15 protein-coding genes are annotated in these 20,334 nt (G+C 33.5%); all 15 read left to right on the top strand.

The window, feature by feature from the left end; translation table 11 throughout:
* Positions 1-415: 415 nt before the first annotated feature.
* The 15 genes from ACGH6S_RS03770 to ACGH6S_RS03700 all read left to right on the top strand — a co-directional run bounded on the left by ACGH6S_RS03770 (position 416) and on the right by ACGH6S_RS03700 (position 20,266).
* Positions 416-3,109: an inverse autotransporter beta domain-containing protein gene (locus ACGH6S_RS03770; protein ID WP_174798764.1), complete on the top strand. Its 2,694-nt coding sequence runs from the start codon at positions 416-418 to the stop codon at positions 3,107-3,109.
* Between the two features lie 116 nt (positions 3,110-3,225).
* Positions 3,226-4,257, top strand: a complete 1,032-nt coding sequence (locus ACGH6S_RS03765) for a hypothetical protein (RefSeq protein ID WP_174798763.1) — start codon at positions 3,226-3,228, stop codon at positions 4,255-4,257.
* Between the two features lie 143 nt (positions 4,258-4,400).
* The gene (locus ACGH6S_RS03760) at positions 4,401-4,607 is read left to right on the top strand and encodes a YheU family protein (RefSeq protein ID WP_065575078.1); all 207 of its coding nucleotides are present in this window, start codon (positions 4,401-4,403) and stop codon (positions 4,605-4,607) included.
* A gap of 85 nt (positions 4,608-4,692) precedes the next feature.
* Entirely contained in the window at positions 4,693-5,322 is a 630-nt protein-coding gene (gene crp / locus ACGH6S_RS03755) for a cAMP-activated global transcriptional regulator CRP (RefSeq protein WP_034910269.1), read from the top strand.
* A 52-nt stretch (positions 5,323-5,374) separates the two neighbouring features.
* A complete protein-coding gene (locus tag ACGH6S_RS03750; RefSeq protein WP_218059337.1) occupies positions 5,375-6,106 on the top strand; it encodes an isoprenyl transferase in 732 nt (243 codons plus the stop codon).
* Positions 6,100-6,942 carry a CDP-archaeol synthase gene (locus ACGH6S_RS03745; RefSeq protein ID WP_065590335.1) on the top strand — a complete coding sequence of 281 codons (843 nt, stop codon included), beginning with the start codon at positions 6,100-6,102 and terminating at the stop codon, positions 6,940-6,942. The genes ACGH6S_RS03750 and ACGH6S_RS03745 overlap by 7 nt, the downstream gene beginning before the upstream one ends.
* 13 nt (positions 6,943-6,955) lie before the next feature.
* Positions 6,956-8,275 carry an RIP metalloprotease RseP gene (gene rseP / locus ACGH6S_RS03740; RefSeq protein ID WP_411579484.1) on the top strand — a complete coding sequence of 440 codons (1,320 nt, stop codon included), beginning with the start codon at positions 6,956-6,958 and terminating at the stop codon, positions 8,273-8,275.
* Between the two features lie 25 nt (positions 8,276-8,300).
* A complete protein-coding gene (gene bamA, locus ACGH6S_RS03735) occupies positions 8,301-10,724 on the top strand; it encodes an outer membrane protein assembly factor BamA (RefSeq protein WP_174798761.1) in 2,424 nt (807 codons plus the stop codon).
* Positions 10,725-10,762: 38 nt separating this feature from the next.
* Positions 10,763-11,251: an OmpH family outer membrane protein gene (locus ACGH6S_RS03730; protein WP_065590337.1), complete on the top strand. Its 489-nt coding sequence runs from the start codon at positions 10,763-10,765 to the stop codon at positions 11,249-11,251.
* A complete protein-coding gene (gene lpxD, locus ACGH6S_RS03725; RefSeq protein WP_174798760.1) occupies positions 11,251-12,279 on the top strand; it encodes a UDP-3-O-(3-hydroxymyristoyl)glucosamine N-acyltransferase in 1,029 nt (342 codons plus the stop codon). The genes ACGH6S_RS03730 and lpxD overlap by 1 nt, the downstream gene beginning before the upstream one ends.
* A 106-nt stretch (positions 12,280-12,385) precedes the next feature.
* Positions 12,386-13,687, top strand: a complete 1,302-nt coding sequence (gene tig / locus ACGH6S_RS03720; RefSeq protein ID WP_174798759.1) for a trigger factor — start codon at positions 12,386-12,388, stop codon at positions 13,685-13,687.
* 93 nt (positions 13,688-13,780) lie between these two features.
* Entirely contained in the window at positions 13,781-14,383 is a 603-nt protein-coding gene (gene clpP, locus ACGH6S_RS03715) for an ATP-dependent Clp endopeptidase proteolytic subunit ClpP (RefSeq protein ID WP_065590340.1), read from the top strand.
* Positions 14,384-14,393: 10 nt separating this feature from the next.
* Positions 14,394-15,668 carry an ATP-dependent protease ATP-binding subunit ClpX gene (clpX, locus tag ACGH6S_RS03710; RefSeq protein ID WP_065590341.1) on the top strand — a complete coding sequence of 425 codons (1,275 nt, stop codon included), beginning with the start codon at positions 14,394-14,396 and terminating at the stop codon, positions 15,666-15,668.
* A gap of 188 nt (positions 15,669-15,856) precedes the next feature.
* Entirely contained in the window at positions 15,857-18,271 is a 2,415-nt protein-coding gene (lon, locus tag ACGH6S_RS03705; RefSeq protein ID WP_174798758.1) for an endopeptidase La, read from the top strand.
* A 135-nt stretch (positions 18,272-18,406) separates the two neighbouring features.
* A complete protein-coding gene (locus ACGH6S_RS03700; protein WP_174798757.1) occupies positions 18,407-20,266 on the top strand; it encodes a SurA N-terminal domain-containing protein in 1,860 nt (619 codons plus the stop codon).
* Positions 20,267-20,334 lie beyond the last annotated feature (68 nt).

Below are 20,334 nucleotides of genomic sequence, written 5' to 3'. Positions count from 1 at the left end.
ATTAGGTCTTTTTTTTATTTAGAGAATAATTTTATAATTTATTTAGCTAGTTACCTACAATAAATTCTTTAATATCAAAAGAAATAGCAATTCCTCACTACTCAACTAGATCTACATCCACTATTAAATTTACAAAACTTTACAAATCTTAATAAATCTTTACTTAATAAATTGAATAATAATGATAAATAAAAAATATATAAAAAACTCAACAAAAAACATAACAAAAAAGTAATAAATTATTTTGATAAATGACATTTTTGTAATAGAATTGCAAAAATTAAAAAATAGTTGTAAAAATCTAAATAGTAAAAGTTAATAAGAAATAATTATATTGCTATTTAAAATTAGAAATTGATATTGGCAATAGATTTCATATTATGCGCTTTATCGGTGAAATATAAGGAATATTAAGATGAGAAAGAATCTTAATTTAACGATTATCTCTGCATTTGTAATAGCTACATTAGGATGGCAATCTGCTTTTGCTTCTGAAACTCAAGTGTCGCAAGGTCCTATAGATAGTAATAAAATAATTGAGTTAAAAGATGGTACGAAAGCTCGTGAGATGCTTAACAATCAGCAACGTAGTCTTTATCAAATTGCACTTTTAAGTAGCATCTCTATTTCAGAATTACGTGCAATGAATGCGGGGCGTTTTGATAAAAAAGATGTTGTTGAGATCGGTGAGCGTATCGTTCTGCCAGAGAATTCACCATTGTTACCTGCAATTAAATTAAACGATGATAAAAAAGATGAACACGCCAATTTGCCTCAATTAGGATCAGATGATAATTACGATGTAAAAAAGGATAAAGACGCACTATCAACTCAAATAGCTTCAACATTACAAACTTTAGCTAGCCAAGACTGGAAACAAATAACTTCGCCAGACAATGGTGGTCTATCCCAACATTTAAAAAACAAGGGTAAAGATTACGCAGAAAGTTATGTACGAAATGGGGTTAAAAACCAAGTTGTTGATCCAGTACGTAATGCTGTACAGGATTTTTTAGGTCGTTTTGGTACTGCTCAGTTACAATTTGATTTAAGTGATAAAGGCGAATTTAACAATGTCAATTTGAAGTTATTTAGCCCATGGTATGACACAGAAGATACATTAATATTTAGCCAAATATCATTTCAGGAATATGAACACAACCGTCGAATAGGTAACTTTGGTATTGGTCAACGTTGGGATGTTGCTGATAAAAAATGGTTACTTGGTTATAACGTATTTTTTGACCATGATTTCCAGCGTGCACACAATCGTTTAGGTATTGGTGCCGAAGCTTGGACTGATTATATGAAATTTGCTGCTAACTATTATCATCCGTTATCAGACTGGAAAGATTCTAAAGATTTTGATGATTATTTAGAACGAGCAGCAAGAGGCTTTGATGTTCGATTCCAAGGATATTTACCACAATATCCACATTTGGGCGGATCACTGATGTATGAACAATACTATGGTGATAAAGTTGCTTTATTTGGTAAAGATAATTTACAAAAAGACCCGCGAGCAATTACTGTCGGTCTTGATTATACACCAGTTCCACTTTTCACTATTAAGGCTGAGCATAAACGAGGTCAAGACAATAAAAAGGCAACTAAAGCTGAACTTACAATGAACTATCGTATAGGTACACCGTTAAAAGATCAGTTAGATCCAGATATGGTTCAATCTGCTCGTTCTTTAAAAGGTAGCCGTTATGATTTAGTTGATCGTAATAACTATATCGTTCTTGAATATAAAGAAAAGAAAATATCGGTCGATTTAGGGCTTGAGCAAACTCAGTTAATCGAAGGACAAGCCTATCCGCTAAATATCAGTGTTCACAATGCTAAGAACTTATCAAGTTTAGTATGGTCTGGTGATATGCTTGAAATTGACGCTGGAGGTGGTTTTTTATGTATTGCTACAGGTGAATGTACCGCTTCTTCATGGCTTAATCCACCAGCCGATGTGAATAATTGGCAAATTGTTGCTCCTAGTTATGTTGATCAAGATGGTCAGCGTCGCCCAGTTAGTACAAATGGCAAATATTCTTTATCAGTATCAGTCACTGATAGCCGAGGAAAATCTGCAACATCTAATGCTGTAAGTTTTGAAGTGTTACCAGACCCAGCAATGCGTAAAATTGGTGTATGGGCAGTAGATAGTTCAGGTAACAAAACAACGTTGGCGACTCAGCCTGCAAATGGCTCAAGTAGTTTGACCGTGTTAGCAACTCTCGTTAAACCGAAGGTAAATAATGGTTCAATCAACTCTTTTCAAGATGTAGATGGTTTTAGTGATAGTGAACTAATGGATAGTATACCAGTAACATTTAACGAATTTGTCGGATTGTGGACTGCAACCAGTAATGGCGAAAAAATTGCTTTAATCAATGGTACATCAGGTAATGTAAATGAATGTCCAGAGCAGAAACCTTGTGTTATTGTAAAATCATTTGAAAAAGTAGCAAAAGGTCAAAAAGTATCATCTCGTGCTTCAACTGCGGCTGGTTTAGAAGTAATTGGTGATAGTTATGCAATAGATGTAGCTTCAAATATTGAAGGACTGATTGATTTTTCAATTTCGTTAGATCAGTATGGTTTTGGTTCGTCATTCAATAGAGCCTCTGTTGATTTTTCTGGTGGTAGATCGGGGTATATAGAGGTTTGGAATAAATCTGGAACATTAGTTGCTAAGAGCTCAGGTTCTGTACTTGAATTTGACCCTGCTGGGCCAAACGAATGGCGTGTTGGTAATGAATACCTTGTTAAAGCATTTACATCTGAAAATGGTACCCAAATTGTTGAACCGTATGTAATTTGGTCATTGGTAGGTTCAAATGCAAGTGCTTGTCCTAATAATGAGACTTTATTACCAAATGACGCTAGGAATCATCCTAATGGACCGTGGTTTAACGTTGCTTTGGGACGAGATGCTCACTATATAATAAGAGGTAAAACGGCTAACAATTATAGTTATGCTTCATCTGGCACAAGTATACCAGCGTCTGGTGAGACAGCTCCAGAGAATTTAGATTTAACATCACAGCATGTTTCTACCCCTGCGTGTGCTGGCGATCAAGGATTTAAATTGCAAGTGACCGTTTTATAATAGATAAAAGTTTAGATTATCGACGTAAGTCGATAATCAAGAAGGGAACACCAACAAAATGGTGTATTTATATAAATACAACATGTTAATTTATAGAGAAAAATAGGAAGTTAAACATGAAAAATTTTACAATTAAAAAAGTTGCATTAGGCTTATTTTTAGCTGGTTATGCAGCAAGCAGTGCATTTGCTTTAGATGCAACTACTAATAAGGTGATTAATGGTAATGCACCAATATTGAAAGCTGTAAATGGTACAAAAGCAGAACATACTTTGACTGTTGTTGTATCTCAAAATGAAGATGGTAGTACACCAATCGGTAATCGAGTAGCTAAAGTAGGTGACTATGTCGTTATTAAATTTAATCTAGAAGATGCAGATGGCGATAATGATACTGGAAAAATCAAAGACACATTAAAAGTTTTTGCAAAAAAAACTAATGGTTGGGAGGCTATGAGTGTTCAGGCGACTGAAGACCATAGTGATGCAATAGCTCGTATATCTTTTAAAATAACTAGTGATTTCGCAGGCGCAGAAAAAATTGGTTTTAAACTTTTAGAAAGAACTGACTTTGGTATTCCTTATACCAATAAATGGTTAGAAGTAAATGATATTTGGGCAACAGGTACTCCTAATACTGCTCCAGTAGATCCTAATAACCCAGAAAACCCTCCAAGTAATCCAACTGATTCAGATAATCCAATTTCTGATGATAATCAGGTAAATAATCCCCATGGTCCAGGTGGTGATAATACAGGTATTGGTAATGGTCCAATTATAACTGATGATGCTGAAATTGGTATTTTCCTAGTCAAAGATGATGGTACTCCAAACAAAGATGTTAACTATAAGTTAAGTTCAGCTCCTGAACCTAAATATGGTCAGACATTCCAAGCTATCGTGTGGATTGATAGCGATCTTACAAATGGTGTAATGGATAGTGGTGCAGTTGAATTAACTGGTTATAATTTTGTCTGGACTCTAGATGGTGAATATAAAGGCAAGTCAGCAAATACAGAAGAAATAGCAAGTGGTGATACTATTACCTTAGCTACGACTAATAGTGATACCATGTACAATAAAGGTACCCCGAACCCGAACTACTATGCTGGTGGTCAAGGTTATCACCTTAAAGTTACAACTAACTAATTTTAAATTTGATTATATTTATAAGTGTAAAAAACCACTCTTTGGAGTGGTTTTTTATTTAATATACGCATAACTTAGTGATGCTTTATATTATTTAAATGTTGTTATAAAATAACTAGAAATCTAATTTACTATCATCAAATATGATTATTCCTTGGCAAAATCTTGATCCACAAACATTAAATAACCTAATTGAATATTTTGTATTACGTGAAGGCACTGACTACGGTTTACAAGAAAAATCACTCCAAGAAAAAGTTAATGATGTTAAACTTCAATTAGAGAATGGTTCGGCAGCACTTTTTTGGTCTCAATTACATGAAACAATTGATATTAAACTAATTAAATAGCAGTTAAAATGATTGTTTGTATATGATTTAGTGCGTAACTTTGTTATAGTGTTAGTGTTGTAAATAAAATGGAGAGGTAGGATTAATGATTGGTAAACAACAGTCGGATACAACGTTAGAATGGTTTTTATCTCATTGCCATATTCATAAATATCCAGCTAAGAGTACCCTTATACATCAAGGCGAAAAAGCAGAAACTCTCTATTATATTTTGAAAGGCTCTGTTGCGGTATTGATTAAAGATGATGAAGGCAACGAAATGATTTTGTCTTACTTAAATCAAAATCAGTTTTTAGGCGAATTAGGTCTTTTTGAAGAAGACACAGAGCGAAGCGCTTGGGTTAAAGCTAAAACAAGTTGTGAAGTAGCCGAAATTTCATACAAAAAATTTAAGCAACTTGTTCAAGTTAATCCTGATATTTTAATGCGTCTTGCCAGTCAAATGGCTAGCCGATTACAAGTAACATCTGAAAAAGTTAGTAATTTAGCATTTTTAGATGTTGCAGGGCGTATAGCACAAACACTTCTAAATCTTGCTAAACAACCCGATGCAATGACACACCCTGATGGTATGCAAATCAAAATTACGCGTCAAGAAATAGGTCAAATTGTTGGCTGTTCGCGTGAAACAGTTGGTCGAATTTTAAAAATGCTTGAAGATCAACATTTGATTTCTGCACATGGTAAAACAATTGTAGTTTATGGTACGCGTTAATTGGACAAAATAATATAATTAATATAATGATTGCGACAATATGAGATATTGCATGACACAAGAAAGATCTATTCCTAGTCATGTGGCTATAATTATGGATGGTAATGGTCGCTGGGCACAGCAACATAATCAGTTACGAGTTATTGGTCATCGAGCAGGCTTGAAAGCAGTTCGAAAAATTGTAGCTTATGCGGCAAAAATAAAGATAAAAGTCCTTACTTTATATGCTTTTAGTAGTGAAAATTGGAAACGTCCACACAATGAAGTTTCTGCCCTAATTTCCCTTTTTATTTATGCATTAAATCGTGAGATAAAAAGTTTAAATAAAAATAATGTTCGTTTGAATATTATTGGTGATATTTCTCGCTTTAGTGAACATTTACAAAATATGATTATTCATGCGCAAAATTTAACGAAAAACAATTCTGGACTAGTACTAAATATTGCAGCTAACTATGGCGGACGTTGGGATATTTTGCAGTCAGCAAAAAAAATTGCTATGCAAGTTACTAACGGAGAAATCAGTTTAGATGATATTACTGAGGATCGTTTTGGCTCAACAATGTGTATGAGCGAATTTCCTGAAGTGGATTTAGTTATTCGTACTGGCGGAGAATATCGAATTAGTAATTTTTTGTTATGGCAAATTGCTTATTCTGAACTCTATTTTACCAATACCTTATGGCCTGATTTTAATCAATCTTTATTCGATGAAGCAATCAATGCATTTAATGCCAGAGAACGACGCTTTGGTGGTATTCATAATAAGGAGCATTCATGTTAATCCATCGCATACTTGCTGCAATTGTGCTTATTCCGCTTGTGGTAGCAGTTCTTTTTTTTGTTCCATTACCCGTGTTTTCTTTCACTATTATTCTGGTTTGTGGATTAGCCGCATGGGAGTGGACTCAGTTTCTTCATATTAGAAAAAAATATTTAAAATTAATTTTTTCTTTTTCAACAGTTATTTTATTGGGCATACTTTATTTGGTTCCGGATTCTATTGAATTTAAAATGAATTTATATAGTATAATTTTATTTTTATCAATCATATGGTGGTTAACTGCTTTGTTTTTAGTAAGTAGCTATCCAACCACGACAAAGTATTGGTGTAATTCAATCTTTATAAAGTTACTATTTGCTTTTTTTACGCTAGCACCGTTCTTTATTAGTATGGTCGAATTAAGAGCAATTAACTACAATTCTAATTCTTATACGGGTGCAATTTGGTTGCTTTACGTCTTTGTGCTAGTATGGGCGACAGATACTGGAGCTTATTTTGTTGGGCGATCATTTGGTAAACGAAAATTAGCGGCAAAAGTATCCCCGGGTAAAACTATAGAAGGATTCATAGGCGGTATTAGTGTAGCAATTGCAATTAGTTTAATTGCTTACATACTTAACATGTTTGACATGACTTTCAGTACATTTTTTATTAGCTCTTTGTTAGCGATTTTAGTTTCGGTTTTAGGTGATTTAACTGAAAGTATGTTTAAGCGTGAAGCAAATATTAAAGATAGTGGTCACTTAATTCCTGGTCATGGTGGAATTTTAGATCGCATTGATAGCTTAACTGCTGCCGTTCCTGTTTTTGCTACATTAGCTTTTTACTTATTATAAAAGGTAATAGATTTTGTTGTGGTCGCTGTTATTGTTTGTTATTACCATGAGTATATTAGTTACTATTCATGAGTTTGGACATTTTTGTGTTGCTCGTTTGTGCAAGGTTCAAGTTGAATGTTTCTCAATTGGTTTTGGTAAAAAAATATGGTCTCATAAATTTTTAAGCGGAACCGAATTGGTAATTGCTATGATTCCGCTTGGTGGTTATGTTAAAATGCTCGACGGTAGAGCAACAACATTATCAAGCGATAACGAAAACTTTGCATTTGATAGAAAAAAAATTTGGCAAAGAACTGCAATTATTTTTGCTGGTCCATTTGCTAATTTTATATTAGCCTTAATTATCTATTGGATCATTTTTTTGATGGGTGTAGTTGTTTATCCTGTTAAAATAAAAGAAGTTATACCTAATACACCAGCTTCTACAGTAATAATACCAGCTGGTGCAGAATTGAAAACTATTGATAATATAAAAGTAGAAACATGGAATGACGTAAATTTAGCCTTAATTGCGGCAATGGGAAAAGCTAATGTGTCTTTTTCTTATATCGATAGCTTTGGTGATGATAACCAGAAAGAAGTTAAAAAAAATGTAGATATCAGTAATTGGCATTTTGATATAGAAAAGGATTCGACAATTACCGCATTTGGTTTTGTTCCTGAGAAGGTGAAAGTTTATCCAATTGTGAGTAAAATTGTATCGGGTTCGGCTGCTGAGAAAGCAGGTCTGCGTGTTGGGGATAAAATTATTGGTTATAATGATCACTCATACGTTGATTGGAATGATTTTTCCAATACAATTAAAACAGCTCAAGCAATGATGTTAAAGGTTAATCGAGGAAATATAGATATTTATCTTAAACTCGTGCCAACTATTGGAATAGATGGAAAAGGTGTCGCTGGTTTGTATCACAAGTCTGATGCAAGAATTATGCAGTATGGTTTTTTAGAAAGTTTTAATAAAGGTATGGCGCAAACAGTGTTAACCACGAAGTTAACGATTCGTTCGCTTTATCAATTAGTAACAGGTGTTATTGGTCTAAAACATTTGTCTGGACCAATAACAATAGCAAAAAGCGCAGGGCAAACAGCAAGTTATGGTTTTACCTCTTACTTATATTTTCTAGCTTTTATTAGTATAAGTTTGGGCGTTATCAATCTTGTTCCATTACCTATGTTAGATGGCGGGCACCTTGTTTTTTTATTATTTGAAAAGATAAAAGGTAAAGCCTTATCAAATGAAGTACAAGAACGATTTTCTCGTATTGGCTTTTTTTTATTGATGGTAATAATGGGAATTGCACTATTTAATGATATTTTACGATTGTGATGGGATGAGGTTATAAACATTTACGATGAAAATAAATAAATTACTTATAGCATCTTTGTTGTTTAGTACTACAGCAGTATATAGTTCCAATGCATTTTGTGTTGATGATTTTGTAGTAAAAGACATCAAATTTGAAGGTTTGCAACGTGTTACTGTTGGAGCAGCATTACTTGAAATGCCTATTCAAGTCGGTGATTATGTTAATGAAGCTGATTTAGGCCGTATCATTAAATCACTATATTCTAGTGGAAACTTTGATAATATTACCGTTTCTCGTGATGGTGATAGGTTAATTGTTCATGTTCAAGAACGCCCTACTATTGCTAGCATAACTTTTTCTGGTAATAAGTCTGTTAAAGATGAGATGCTGAAAAAAAACCTAGATAGTTCAGGTATTCGTGAAGGTGAAGCATTAGATCGTACTATGCTTTCTGGTATAGAAAAAGGCTTAGAAGATTTTTACTATAGTGTTGGTAAATATAATGCTCAAATCAAAGCTGTTGTAACTCCGTTGTCACGTAATCGTGTTGATTTAAAATTAGTTGTAGCTGAAGGTAAATCGGCACTAATTGATCAGATTAATATTGTTGGTGCTAAAGCTTTTTCATCTGAAGAACTTATTTCGCGTTTTACTTTGCGTGATGAAGTACCTTGGTGGAATATGTTTGGAGATCGCAAATATCAAAAACAAAAATTGGCAGCAGATTTAGATGAATTACAAAGTTTTTATTTAAATCGTGGTTATGCTCGTTTTAACATTGAGTCAACGCAAGTTAGTTTAACGCCAGACAAAAAAGGCATATACGTTACAGTTAATATTCATGAAGGTGAACAGTATAAGTTATCTCAACTTGAATTTATGGGTAATTTTGCTGGCCATAAAGGCGAGATTTCCAAAATTGCTAATGAAAAAGTAAAAGTTGGTGAACTTTATAATGGTAAAAAAATTACTGAAATTGAAGATGGCGTTAAGCGTCTACTTGCTAATTTCGGTTATGCGTACCCTAGAGTATCAATTCAGCCTGAAATGGATGATGTCGCACATACGGTTAAATTAGTTGTTCTTGTTGATGTGGGTGAACGTTTTTATGTTCGTAAAATTAAAATAGTTGGCAATACTGTAACCAGCGAAAGTGTAATTCGCCGTGAGCTTCGACAAATGGAGGGGGCTTGGTTAAGTAATGGATTAGTTGAATTAGGTAAAGAACGTTTAAACCGACTTGGATTTTTTGATACTGTTGAAGCTAATACTGAACGTGTGCCTGGTATTGATGATCAAGTTGATATTATTTATAAAGTTGCTGAACGTAATACCGGTAGTATCAAATTTGGTATTGGTGTTGGTTCTGATAGTGGTGTTAGTTTCAATGCCGGTATTTCTCAAGATAACTGGTTGGGAACAGGTAACAGTGTCTCATTTGATGTTAACACAACTGATACAGATAAAACTGCATCTATTTCTATCGTTGATCCTTATTTTACTGTTGATGGTGTAAGTTTAGGGGGTAGTATTTATTATAATACCTATAAAAATGACGATAAAGATGATGAATCAGAATATTCAAGTAAGACTTGGGGCGCATCAGCTAATTTAGGATTCCCAATTAGTGAAAATAATTTTGTTCGTTTTGGTTCTGAATTTGCTAACCATAAGTTATCTGGTATGCAAGCGCAATATGGAATGTGGCGTTATTTCAACTCTATGGGTGAAAAAGTGAACAATAAAAGTTCTATTTCATTTGATACTAATGATTTATTGTTAAATGCTTATTGGACATATAACTCTTTAGATCGTGGATTTTTCCCTACTGATGGACTTAAAATAACAGCTAATGCTAAAGTTACAGCACCATTATTTGAAAATAGGTTCTATAAACTAGTCTCAGATGCGTCTTACTATTATCCTATTGACAATGACCATAACTGGATCTTTTTAACTCGTGCTCGATTAGGCTATGGTGGCGGTTTAGGTGGAAAAGAGTTACCTTTTTATGAAAACTTCTATGCTGGTGGTGCCTCTGTGCTACGTGGGTTTAAATCAAATACTGTAGGTCCTAAAGCGGTATATCTTAATAAAAGTGGAGTTTGCGATAGCTTAGATAATACATCTGGATGTACAAAATCAAAAGATGCTGTAGGTGGTAATGCTATAGCTTTTGCAAGTACAGAGCTAATACTTCCAACGCCATTTGCTAGCGAAAAATATGCTGATAATATTAGAACATCACTATTTTTCGATGCAGGTACTGTATGGGATACTGAATGGAATTTAAAAGGAAAAAATATCCCTGATTATAGTTCCCCATCGGATATTAGGATGTCTGCTGGGCTTGCTGTGCAATGGATGTCTCCATTAGGTCCTTTAGTCTTTTCTTATGCTCAACCGTTTAAGAAATATGATGGTGATTCAACTCAACAGTTTCAATTTAATATAGGTTCTACATGGTAATTCCATGTTATAAAATAGAAAACAAATAGGTGATTAAAGTGAAAAAAATTATATATTTTCTTAGTGTTAGTACGGCATTACTTTTTGCAAGCTTTGTAAATGCTGAAGTAAAAATTGGTGTAGTCGATGTTATGTCAGTATTACAACGTATGCCGCAACGCGAATCGGTTGGTAAAGCATTGGATAGTGAATTTGAAGCAAGAGCTAAATCATTACAAGCTGAAGAAAAGAAAGCAAATGAAGCTGCTGCACGATTAAAAAAAGATGGTTTAACATTGTCTTCATCTGAAAAAACGAAATTAAATAAAACAATTTCTGATTTTGAAAATAAAGCTAAGGCTTTTTCTGCAGATTATCGTAAGCGTGAAACAGAAGAAGCAGAGAAATTATTAATTAAAATCCAAGAAGCTATTAAAGATATAGTCGCAAAAGAAAAATACGATATTATTTTAAAAGCAGAAGCCACCTTATCAGCTTCAGATGCGGTTGACATTTCAGACAAAGTGTTGGAAAAGGTTAAAAAATAATGTTTTCCTTTCGTTTAGAGCAATTAGCTAAGCAACTTGATGCTAGGTTATATGGTGATGGTGATTTAGCCATCACTGGTATAGCATCAATGAATAGTGCTATATCAGGTCAAATTACATTTTTATCTGATAAGAAATTACAAAAGAATTTATTAGAATGCAAAGCTTCTGCTGTGGTAATGACAGAAGAGGGTCTTGAGCATTGGAATGGTGCAGCCCTTATTGTAAAAGATCCATACCTTGCATATGCAAAATTAGCACAATACCTAGATACTACTCCAGCTCCAGCTAAGGATATAGCTACATCAGCAGTGATTGATTCGACTGCTCAATTAGGTAGTAATGTTTCTATTGGCGCTAACGCTGTTATCGAAAGCGGTGTGATATTAGGAGACGATTGTATCATTGGTGCAGGGTGTTTTGTTGGAAAAAATACAACAATAGGTGCAGGTACAAAATTATGGGCTAATGTTTCTATTTATCATAATTGTATTATTGGAGAAAATTGCCTGATTCAATCTGGGACTGTAATTGGTGCAGATGGATTTGGTTATGCTAATGATAAAGGGAAGTGGGTTAAAATTCCTCAATTAGGGCGTGTTGTCATTGGCAATAACGTTGAAATTGGTGCCTCAACGACAATTGATCGCGGTGCTCTTGATGATACTATTATTGGTAATGGTGTTATTATTGACAATCAATGTCAGATTGCTCATAACGATGTAATTGGAGATCATACGGCCGTTGCTGGTGGCGTTATTATGGCTGGAAGTTTAACTATTGGTCGACATTGTTTGATTGGTGGTGCAAGTGTTATTAATGGACATATGGAAATATGTGACCAAGTTACAGTAACAGGTATGGGTATGGTAATGCGCCCAATTACACAGCCAGGTGTTTATTCATCAGGTATTCCATTGCAAGAAAACAAAGTATGGCGAAAAACGGCATCATTAGTTTTACATATTGACGAAATGAATAAACGCTTGAAAGCGCTTGAGAAGAAACTATTAAATGTCTCGACGTAGACGATTGCGGTCGGTATAATGCATGCCTATTTTTTAATTTTTTAGCTCAATTATCGTTTTTATATAATTATGAGCAAATAATATTCAATAATTTCGAGGTATAAACATGCAAGTTTCGGTAGAAACAACACAAGGATTAGGTCGACGTTTATCTATTACAATTAAAGCTGAAGATATTAAAAAAGCGGTTGATAAAGAGCTTATTAATACAGCAAAAAAAGTACGCATTGATGGTTTTCGTAAAGGAAAAGTGCCTTTAAAAATTGTTGAACAACGTTATGGTGCTTCTATTTTACAAGATGCTTTAGGCGATTTGATGCAACGGAATTTTGTTGACGCTATTATTCAAGAAAAATTAAATCCAGCTGGAGCTCCGACTTATACTCCACAAGAATATAAAAATGGTGAAGATTATACATTTACTGTTGAATTTGAAGTTTACCCAGAAATAAAAGTTGAAAATTTAGATAAAATTGAAGTTGAAAAACCAGTTGCAGAAGTTGCTGATGCAGATGTTGAAACAATGATTGAAACATTACGCAAACAACAAGGTGCTTGGAAAGAAGTTGAAAAAGCGGCTGAAGAGCAATATCGTGTTACTTTGGATTTTGTCGGTCAAGTTGATGGTGCCGAGTTTGAAGGTGGTAAGGCTAATGATTTTGCTTTAGTGTTAGGGCAAGGTCGTATGATTCCAGGTTTTGAAGATGCAATTATTGGTCATAAAGTAGGTGATAAGTTTGATATTAATGTGACTTTCCCTGAGGACTATCATGCTGAAAACCTAAAAGGTAAACCTGCTGTATTTGCATCTACACTTAAAAAGGTTGAAGAACTTGAATTACCTGAACTTACCGAAGACGTTGTTAAACGCTTTGGTATTGTAGATGGTACCGTTGAAAGTTTGAGAGCTGAAGTTCGTAAAAATATGACAAGAGAACTCAACGCAACAATTCGTAACAAAGTTAAAACACAAGCTATTGATGGTTTAGTTAAAAATAATGAGATTGATGTACCTGTGGCATTAATCGATCGTGAAATTGATGTGTTACGTCAACAAGCCTTATCTCGCTTTGGCGGTAATGTCAAACAAGGTATGGAATTACCGAAAGAACTATTTGAAGCTGAGGCTAAAAAACGTGTTGCTACAGGCTTATTATTTAGTGAAATAATTGAAAGTAATAAATTAACTGCAGACGAATCGCGTGTTCAAGCATTAATTGATGAAATTGCGACTGCATATGAAGATCCAAAAGAAGTTTCAGAATATTATCATAAAGATAAAAAAGCGATGGAGAATATTCGAGCTGTTGCATTAGAAGATCAAGTTGTAGATCTGTTATTAGCTAGTGCGAAAGTAACAGAAAAGAATTATTCATTTTCTGAATTAATGAATCAGCAGATAGCTTAATCTATTAGCTTTTTCATTTAATTTAAAAACGCTCACTTTTAAGCCCAAATATGTATTATCTGTTTGGGCTATTTTGTTAATTAGGAGATAAAAATGCCTTTTGAATCATATATGGGTGTTATTCCAATGGTAGTTGAACAAAGCTCTCGGGGTGAACGAGCTTATGATATTTACTCACGGTTATTAAAAGAGCGAGTTATATTTTTGACGGGTCAAGTTGAAGATAATATGGCAAACCTTATTATTGCTCAAATGTTATTTCTAGAAGCAGAGAATCCTGATAAAGATATCTATTTGTATATCAATTCACCTGGTGGGGTTGTTACAGCTGGCATGGCTATTTATGATACAATGCAATTTATAAAACCAGATGTTAGTACAATTTGTTTGGGACAAGCTTGTTCAATGGGGTCATTGCTTTTAACAGCTGGAGCTAAAGGTAAACGTTATTGCTTACCAAATGCACGTGTCATGATTCACCAACCATTAGGTGGTTTTCAAGGACAGGCTTCTGATATCCAAATACATGCACAAGAGATTTTACAGGTAAAAAACCGGCTAAATAATATTTTAGCAATGCACACAGGTCAAGATATTAGTGTGATTGAAAAAGATACCGACCGTGATAATTTTATGTCTGCCGATAAAGCAGTTGAATATGGTTTAGTTGATGCCATATATAGTAAACGATCTTAATGTTGGGTAGGTGATAAACGTGAATAAAGAAAGTTCAGAAAAATTACTCTATTGTACTTTTTGTGGTAAAAGTGAGCATGAAGTCCGTAAACTTATTGCTGGTCCATCATCTATTTATATTTGTAATGAATGTATAGGATTATGTAATGATATTTTAAAAGAAGAGAAAAAAAGTTTTCTTTCTCATGAAGAGTTTATTAGTAAACCATTACCAACACCACACGAAATTAGAGAGCATCTTGATGAATACGTAATTGGTCAAGAAAGAGCTAAAAAAGTTTTATCTGTTGCTGTTTATAATCATTATAAGCGCTTACGTAACCATGCTAGTCGTAGTGATGTTGAATTAGGCAAAAGTAATATTTTGCTTATAGGACCTACTGGTAGCGGTAAAACATTATTAGCTGAAACATTAGCTCGTTTTTTAGATGTACCTTTTGCTATGGCTGATGCAACAACACTAACTGAAGCTGGTTATGTTGGTGAAGATGTAGAAAATATTATTCAAAAATTATTACAGAATTGTGATTATGATGTTGAAAAAGCTCAGAGGGGGATTATTTACGTTGATGAAATCGATAAAATTTCACGAAAATCGGATAACCCATCTATTACTAGAGATGTTTCTGGTGAGGGAGTTCAACAGGCTTTATTGAAAATTATTGAAGGCACTATCGCTTCTGTTCCGCCAAAAGGTGGACGTAAACATCCTCAGCAGGAGTTTTTGCAAGTAGATACTTCAAAAATTCTATTTATTTGTGGTGGTGCATTTAGTGGTTTGGATAAAGTCATTGAGAATCGTGTATCAATTAATACAGGAATAGGTTTTGGTGCTGAGGTAACAAGCACTAAAAATAAACTTTCTGAGTCGGAGCTATTAGCAAAAATTGAAGCAGAAGACTTAGTTAAGTTTGGTTTAATTCCTGAGTTTATCGGAAGATTACCTGTTATAGGAACATTATCCGAATTAGATAAAAATGCCTTAATTAATATTCTAACGGAACCTAAAAACGCTTTAACTAAACAATTTCAAACTTTGTTTGAGTTAGATGGTGTTGAGCTTGAGTTTACGAGAGAAGCCTTGGATGCTATCGCTATAAAAGCGATGCAAAGAAAAACAGGAGCGAGAGGTTTGCGTTCAATTGTTGAAAATATATTATTAGATATAATGTATGACTTACCATCAATGAATACTATTAACAAAGTAATTGTTGAAAAAGACACCGTTGAACAATCTCTAGCACCGAAATTAATCCATCGTGAAGATGCTGAAATCTCGGCTTGAAATATATATTTGCCATCATAAATATGATGGCAAGAGCTATACCTCAAATTAATATTAAAGCAAAATTTCAGTAAATACTGTCAAGATGTTCTAGAATTAATGTATGTTAAAACAAAAAAGATAGGCTTGAATATCTAAAAATGAACCCAATATCTATCTAATAGATTTGTACTACTAGAGAGAATAAAATGAAAATAAAACGAACTAAACAAATGATTATGCCTATTTTACCATTGCGTGATGTTGTTGTATTTCCACATATGGTAATTCCTCTCTTTGTTGGTAGAAGTAAATCAATACGTTGCTTAGAAGGTGCAATGGAAATGGATAAGCAAGTCTTTCTTGTAACCCAAAAAAATCCTTCTCAAGATGATCCTGATATAGATGATTTATATGATGTCGGAACTGTGGCTAATGTTTTACAATTACTTCAATTGCCAGATGGAACAGTAAAAGTTCTTGTTGAAGGTATTGCAAGAGCTAAAATGAATGACATTGTTGAGAACAACGACAATGAATATTTTATTGCAAAAGTCAAACCATTAAGTGAAGTAAAAAAAGCCGCGGATATAAGTGAAGCCATGATACGCTTGACTTTATCTAACTTTGATGAATACTCAAAACTAAACAAAAAAATAACTCAGGAAATTGTTGATTCTATACATTTTTTGAAGGAACCTTCACGTTTAGCCGACTCTATTGCTGCAACTTTATTTTTGAAAGTTGAACAAAAACAAGAGATTTTAGAAACCGCTAATCTTATAAAGCGTTTTGAATTGCTTATTTCATTGATGGAATCAGAAATTGATTTACTACAAGTTGAAAAAAATATTCGACACCGAGTTAAACAACAAATGGAAAAGGCTCAAAGGGAGTATTACCTCAATGAGCAAATTAAGGCGATTCGTAAAGAGTTAGGCGATATAGATAATAAACCTGATGAATATGAAGAATTAAAAGAAAAAATTACTAAAGCTAAAATGCCAAAAGAAGCTACAGACAAAGCATTAGCTGAGCTTAATAAACTTAAAATGATGCCAGCGATGTCTGCTGAGGCAACGGTTGTTCGGGGATATATTGATTGGATGCTTCAAGTTCCTTGGTATAAGCGTAGTAACGTTAAAAAAGATATTGAAGCTGCACAAAAAGTTTTAGATAAAGATCATTATGGACTTGAACGTGTAAAAGATAGAATTTTAGAATATTTAGCAGTTCAAGGGCGTGTTAATAAAGTTAAAGGTCCAATTTTATGTTTAGTTGGTCCTCCTGGTGTGGGGAAGACCTCACTTGGACAATCAATTGCTAAAGCGACAGGGCGTCAGTATATACGAATGGCGCTTGGTGGTGTACGTGACGAAGCTGAGATACGTGGACATAGGCGTACATATATAGGTTCAATGCCAGGTAAATTAATTCAACGTATGGTAAAAGTGGGGGTTAAGAATCCGTTATTTTTATTAGATGAGATAGATAAGATGGCATCGGATATGCGTGGCGACCCTGCATCTGCATTATTGGAAGTGCTTGATCCTGAACAAAATAATGCTTTTAGTGACCATTATTTAGAAGTTGACTACGATTTATCTGATGTGATGTTTGTTGCAACGGCTAACTCTATGAATATTCCTGCGCCATTATTGGATAGGATGGAAGTTATTCGTCTTTCTGGCTATACAGAAGATGAGAAATTGAATATAGCAAAACAACACTTAATTGCTAAGCAGATAGAAAATAATGGTTTGAAATCAAAAGAAATTAGTATTGATGACTCAGCTATTATTGGAATCATTCGTTATTATACACGGGAAGCTGGAGTTCGAAATCTAGAAAGAGAGATTGCAAAAATTTGTCGTAAAGTTGTTAAGCAATTAGCATTAAATAGCAAATTGAAAAAAGTAACGGTAACCCAAGATAACTTAAAAGATTTCTTGGGAATACAGCGTTTTGATTACGGTAAGGCAGATAATGAAAACCGTATTGGGCAAGTTATTGGTCTTGCGTGGACAGAAGTTGGTGGAGACTTACTTACTATTGAATCAGTAAGTGTACTAGGTAAAGGAAAATTGACTTACACTGGTTCATTAGGTGATGTTATGCAAGAATCGATTCAAACGGCATTAACAGTTGTTCGATCTCGTGCAGAAAAATTGGGTATTAATAGTGATTTTTATGAAAAACGCGATATCCATGTACATGTGCCTGATGGAGCAACGCCAAAAGATGGACCGAGTGCAGGTATCGCAATGTGTACTTCACTAATTTCAACATTAACGGGTAATCCAGTTCGTTCTGATGTTGCTATGACTGGCGAAATAACATTACGTGGTGAAGTTTTACCTATCGGCGGATTAAAAGAAAAATTATTAGCTGCACACCGAGGAGGAATTAAAACTGTATTGATTCCAATGGATAATGTTAAAGACTTGGAAGATATTCCTGATAATGTAAAATCTGAAGTTGATATACATCCAGTAAAATGGATTGATGATGTGCTTACAATTGCATTGCAGAATAATCCATTTGGTGTAGAGTCAGTACCAATAACTAGAAAAACTATTAAGAAATTAAAAAATAGCGTTGATAGTCCTGCTATATTAAACTAGTTATTTATTAATTTAATAAAAGATCAACTCTATGTTGATCTTTTTTTTGTAGTACATAATATTCGGACAATAGCCAATTTAGTTAAATATGCTATACTTTTACAATTCAACATTTGGTATGGAGAATCGCAATAAATGATGGAGACAATCCGAACAGCAGCAAATAATATTGTTGTTAAGATTATTTTTGCAATAATTATTTTATGTTTTATTTTCACTGGCGTCGGATTTCTAGGCTTTGGTGGCAGTGTAAGTGTTCAAGATCAACAGAAATATATCGCAAAAGTTGATGGTGAAGGTATTAGTCGGGCCGAATTCGAAGCTCAAGCTAGAGCAGTAACAGCGAATGCTGGAGGCGATAGTTCTTTTATCAAAAAATTACGCCGTAATGTTTTATCTTATCAAATTGATAATTATTTAGCTTATAAATTTTCAGAAAAAGTTGGTGTAGCTATTAGTAATGATCAAATCAAAAAGTTTATCAAAAAACAAAAAGAGTTTTTTAAAGATGGTAAATTTGATAATCAGACATATTTAAACCTTCTAGCTGAAAATAATTTTACTCCAGATAGTTATGCTGAAATTATAAGAACTGTATTACAGCAACAACAGACTGTTAATGCTATAATAAATAGTAATTTTATTCTGCCAATTGATTCTGAAATAGCTTCTCTTAAAAATCAAACTAGAAGTGTATATGCTACTTCTGTTAATGCTTCTGTAAGTGATATTGATGAGTCGAATATTACGTTAGATGATGAACAAAAATATTATAACGAACATTCAAAAGATTTTTTTAAAAATGAGCGTGTAAAAGTTAAATATATTATGACTTCTGACGAATCTTTGAGAAAAACAATTAGCGTTACTGAAAAAGAAATTAAAAATGAGTATGATAAAAATATTAAAACTTATTCATATCCAGCTAAGAGAGCTTATAGTGTAATTTTTGTGACTAATAAAGAACAAGCTAATGAAATTGCAAAGGATCTTTCGTCTGGAGCTGATTTTGATACTATTGCTAAAACTGTTAATCAGAATCATGATATTTCACCTTATGGCAAAAATGGTTCATTAGGCTGGTTTGCTGATGATGATTCATTACCTCAAGTTTTTAAAGATGCTCAATTAAAGAAAGTAGGGAAAATCTCATCGCCAATAGCCGTTGATAGTGGTTACGCAATAGTGAAATTAGATGGTATACAACCTAAAAAAGTTATGGATTTCGATTATGCTAAATACCAAATCAAGCCAAAACTCACTGAACAAAAAATACAAAAAGCTTTAGAAAATGAAGAGAATAAAATTAAAACTGCATTACATGATTCTCCTAAAAGTATTGAAGAGCTTGCTAACAAACTTGGATTTGAAGTAAAGACCTCAAATTGGATATCTTTCAACGATAAGTTTTCACTTGCTGCTCATCCTGAGGTTAGGGATGTGATTTTTAGTGAAGAAATGATAGTCGATGGTAAGGCAACGGATAAAATTTCTGATTTAATACCTGTAGATAGGAGTTTTGGGAAGTTTGATTTTGTTGTACAAACAGTTGATTATCGCCCTGAAGGTATAGCTCCATTTGATGAGGTTAAAGATGATATTCATAAAAAACTTTTTACAGAAAAGGCTCAAAGCCAGTTTAGATCTAGTGTTGATAATATATTGACTCAACTTAACGAAACTGGAAAAGCCAAAAATGTCCAATTTGCAAAAAAATATGTTTTGAATCGAAATTCAACAGAACTTGATCAAAAAGTTGTTAATATGGTCTTTAATTTAAATCCTTCAGTATCTGGGAAGACTGTTTATGGTGTGGAATTTTTAGATGATAAAAATGCTTATATTGTTGCGCTAACTAAGGTAGATACCCCAAAAGAATATGAAGATATTTCTTCTGAGTTATTACCTTTATTTATTAATAATATGCATTATTATCTTGCTGCTGACATACGCTCTAAGGCTAAGATAGAAATTATGCCTGATTCCAATTTGTGATTTAACTCCCAAAATAGTAGAAATAATTGAAAAAATGAAAAGTCACTTAGGTGGCTTTTCTCATTTTT

It is taken from the genome of Gilliamella sp. BG3, from assembly GCF_046635605.1.
In the GTDB taxonomy this organism is placed as follows: Bacteria; Pseudomonadota; Gammaproteobacteria; order Enterobacterales; family Orbaceae; genus Gilliamella; species Gilliamella bombi.
Note: the sequence above shows the minus strand (reverse complement) of the source record. Positions and strands in the feature narration are given on the sequence as shown.

Coding starts and splice junctions, on each gene's coding strand:
- ACGH6S_RS03770 (WP_174798764.1), top strand. CDS start 416: ATGAGAAAGAATCTTAATTTAACGATTATCTCTGCATTTGTAATAGCT.
- ACGH6S_RS03765 (WP_174798763.1), top strand. CDS start 3,226: ATGAAAAATTTTACAATTAAAAAAGTTGCATTAGGCTTATTTTTAGCT.
- ACGH6S_RS03760 (WP_065575078.1), top strand. CDS start 4,401: ATGATTATTCCTTGGCAAAATCTTGATCCACAAACATTAAATAACCTA.
- crp (WP_034910269.1), top strand. CDS start 4,693: ATGATTGGTAAACAACAGTCGGATACAACGTTAGAATGGTTTTTATCT.
- ACGH6S_RS03750 (WP_218059337.1), top strand. CDS start 5,375: ATGACACAAGAAAGATCTATTCCTAGTCATGTGGCTATAATTATGGAT.
- ACGH6S_RS03745 (WP_065590335.1), top strand. CDS start 6,100: ATGTTAATCCATCGCATACTTGCTGCAATTGTGCTTATTCCGCTTGTG.
- bamA (WP_174798761.1), top strand. CDS start 8,301: ATGAAAATAAATAAATTACTTATAGCATCTTTGTTGTTTAGTACTACA.
- lpxD (WP_174798760.1), top strand. CDS start 11,251: ATGTTTTCCTTTCGTTTAGAGCAATTAGCTAAGCAACTTGATGCTAGG.
- tig (WP_174798759.1), top strand. CDS start 12,386: ATGCAAGTTTCGGTAGAAACAACACAAGGATTAGGTCGACGTTTATCT.
- clpP (WP_065590340.1), top strand. CDS start 13,781: ATGCCTTTTGAATCATATATGGGTGTTATTCCAATGGTAGTTGAACAA.
- lon (WP_174798758.1), top strand. CDS start 15,857: ATGAAAATAAAACGAACTAAACAAATGATTATGCCTATTTTACCATTG.
- ACGH6S_RS03700 (WP_174798757.1), top strand. CDS start 18,407: ATGATGGAGACAATCCGAACAGCAGCAAATAATATTGTTGTTAAGATT.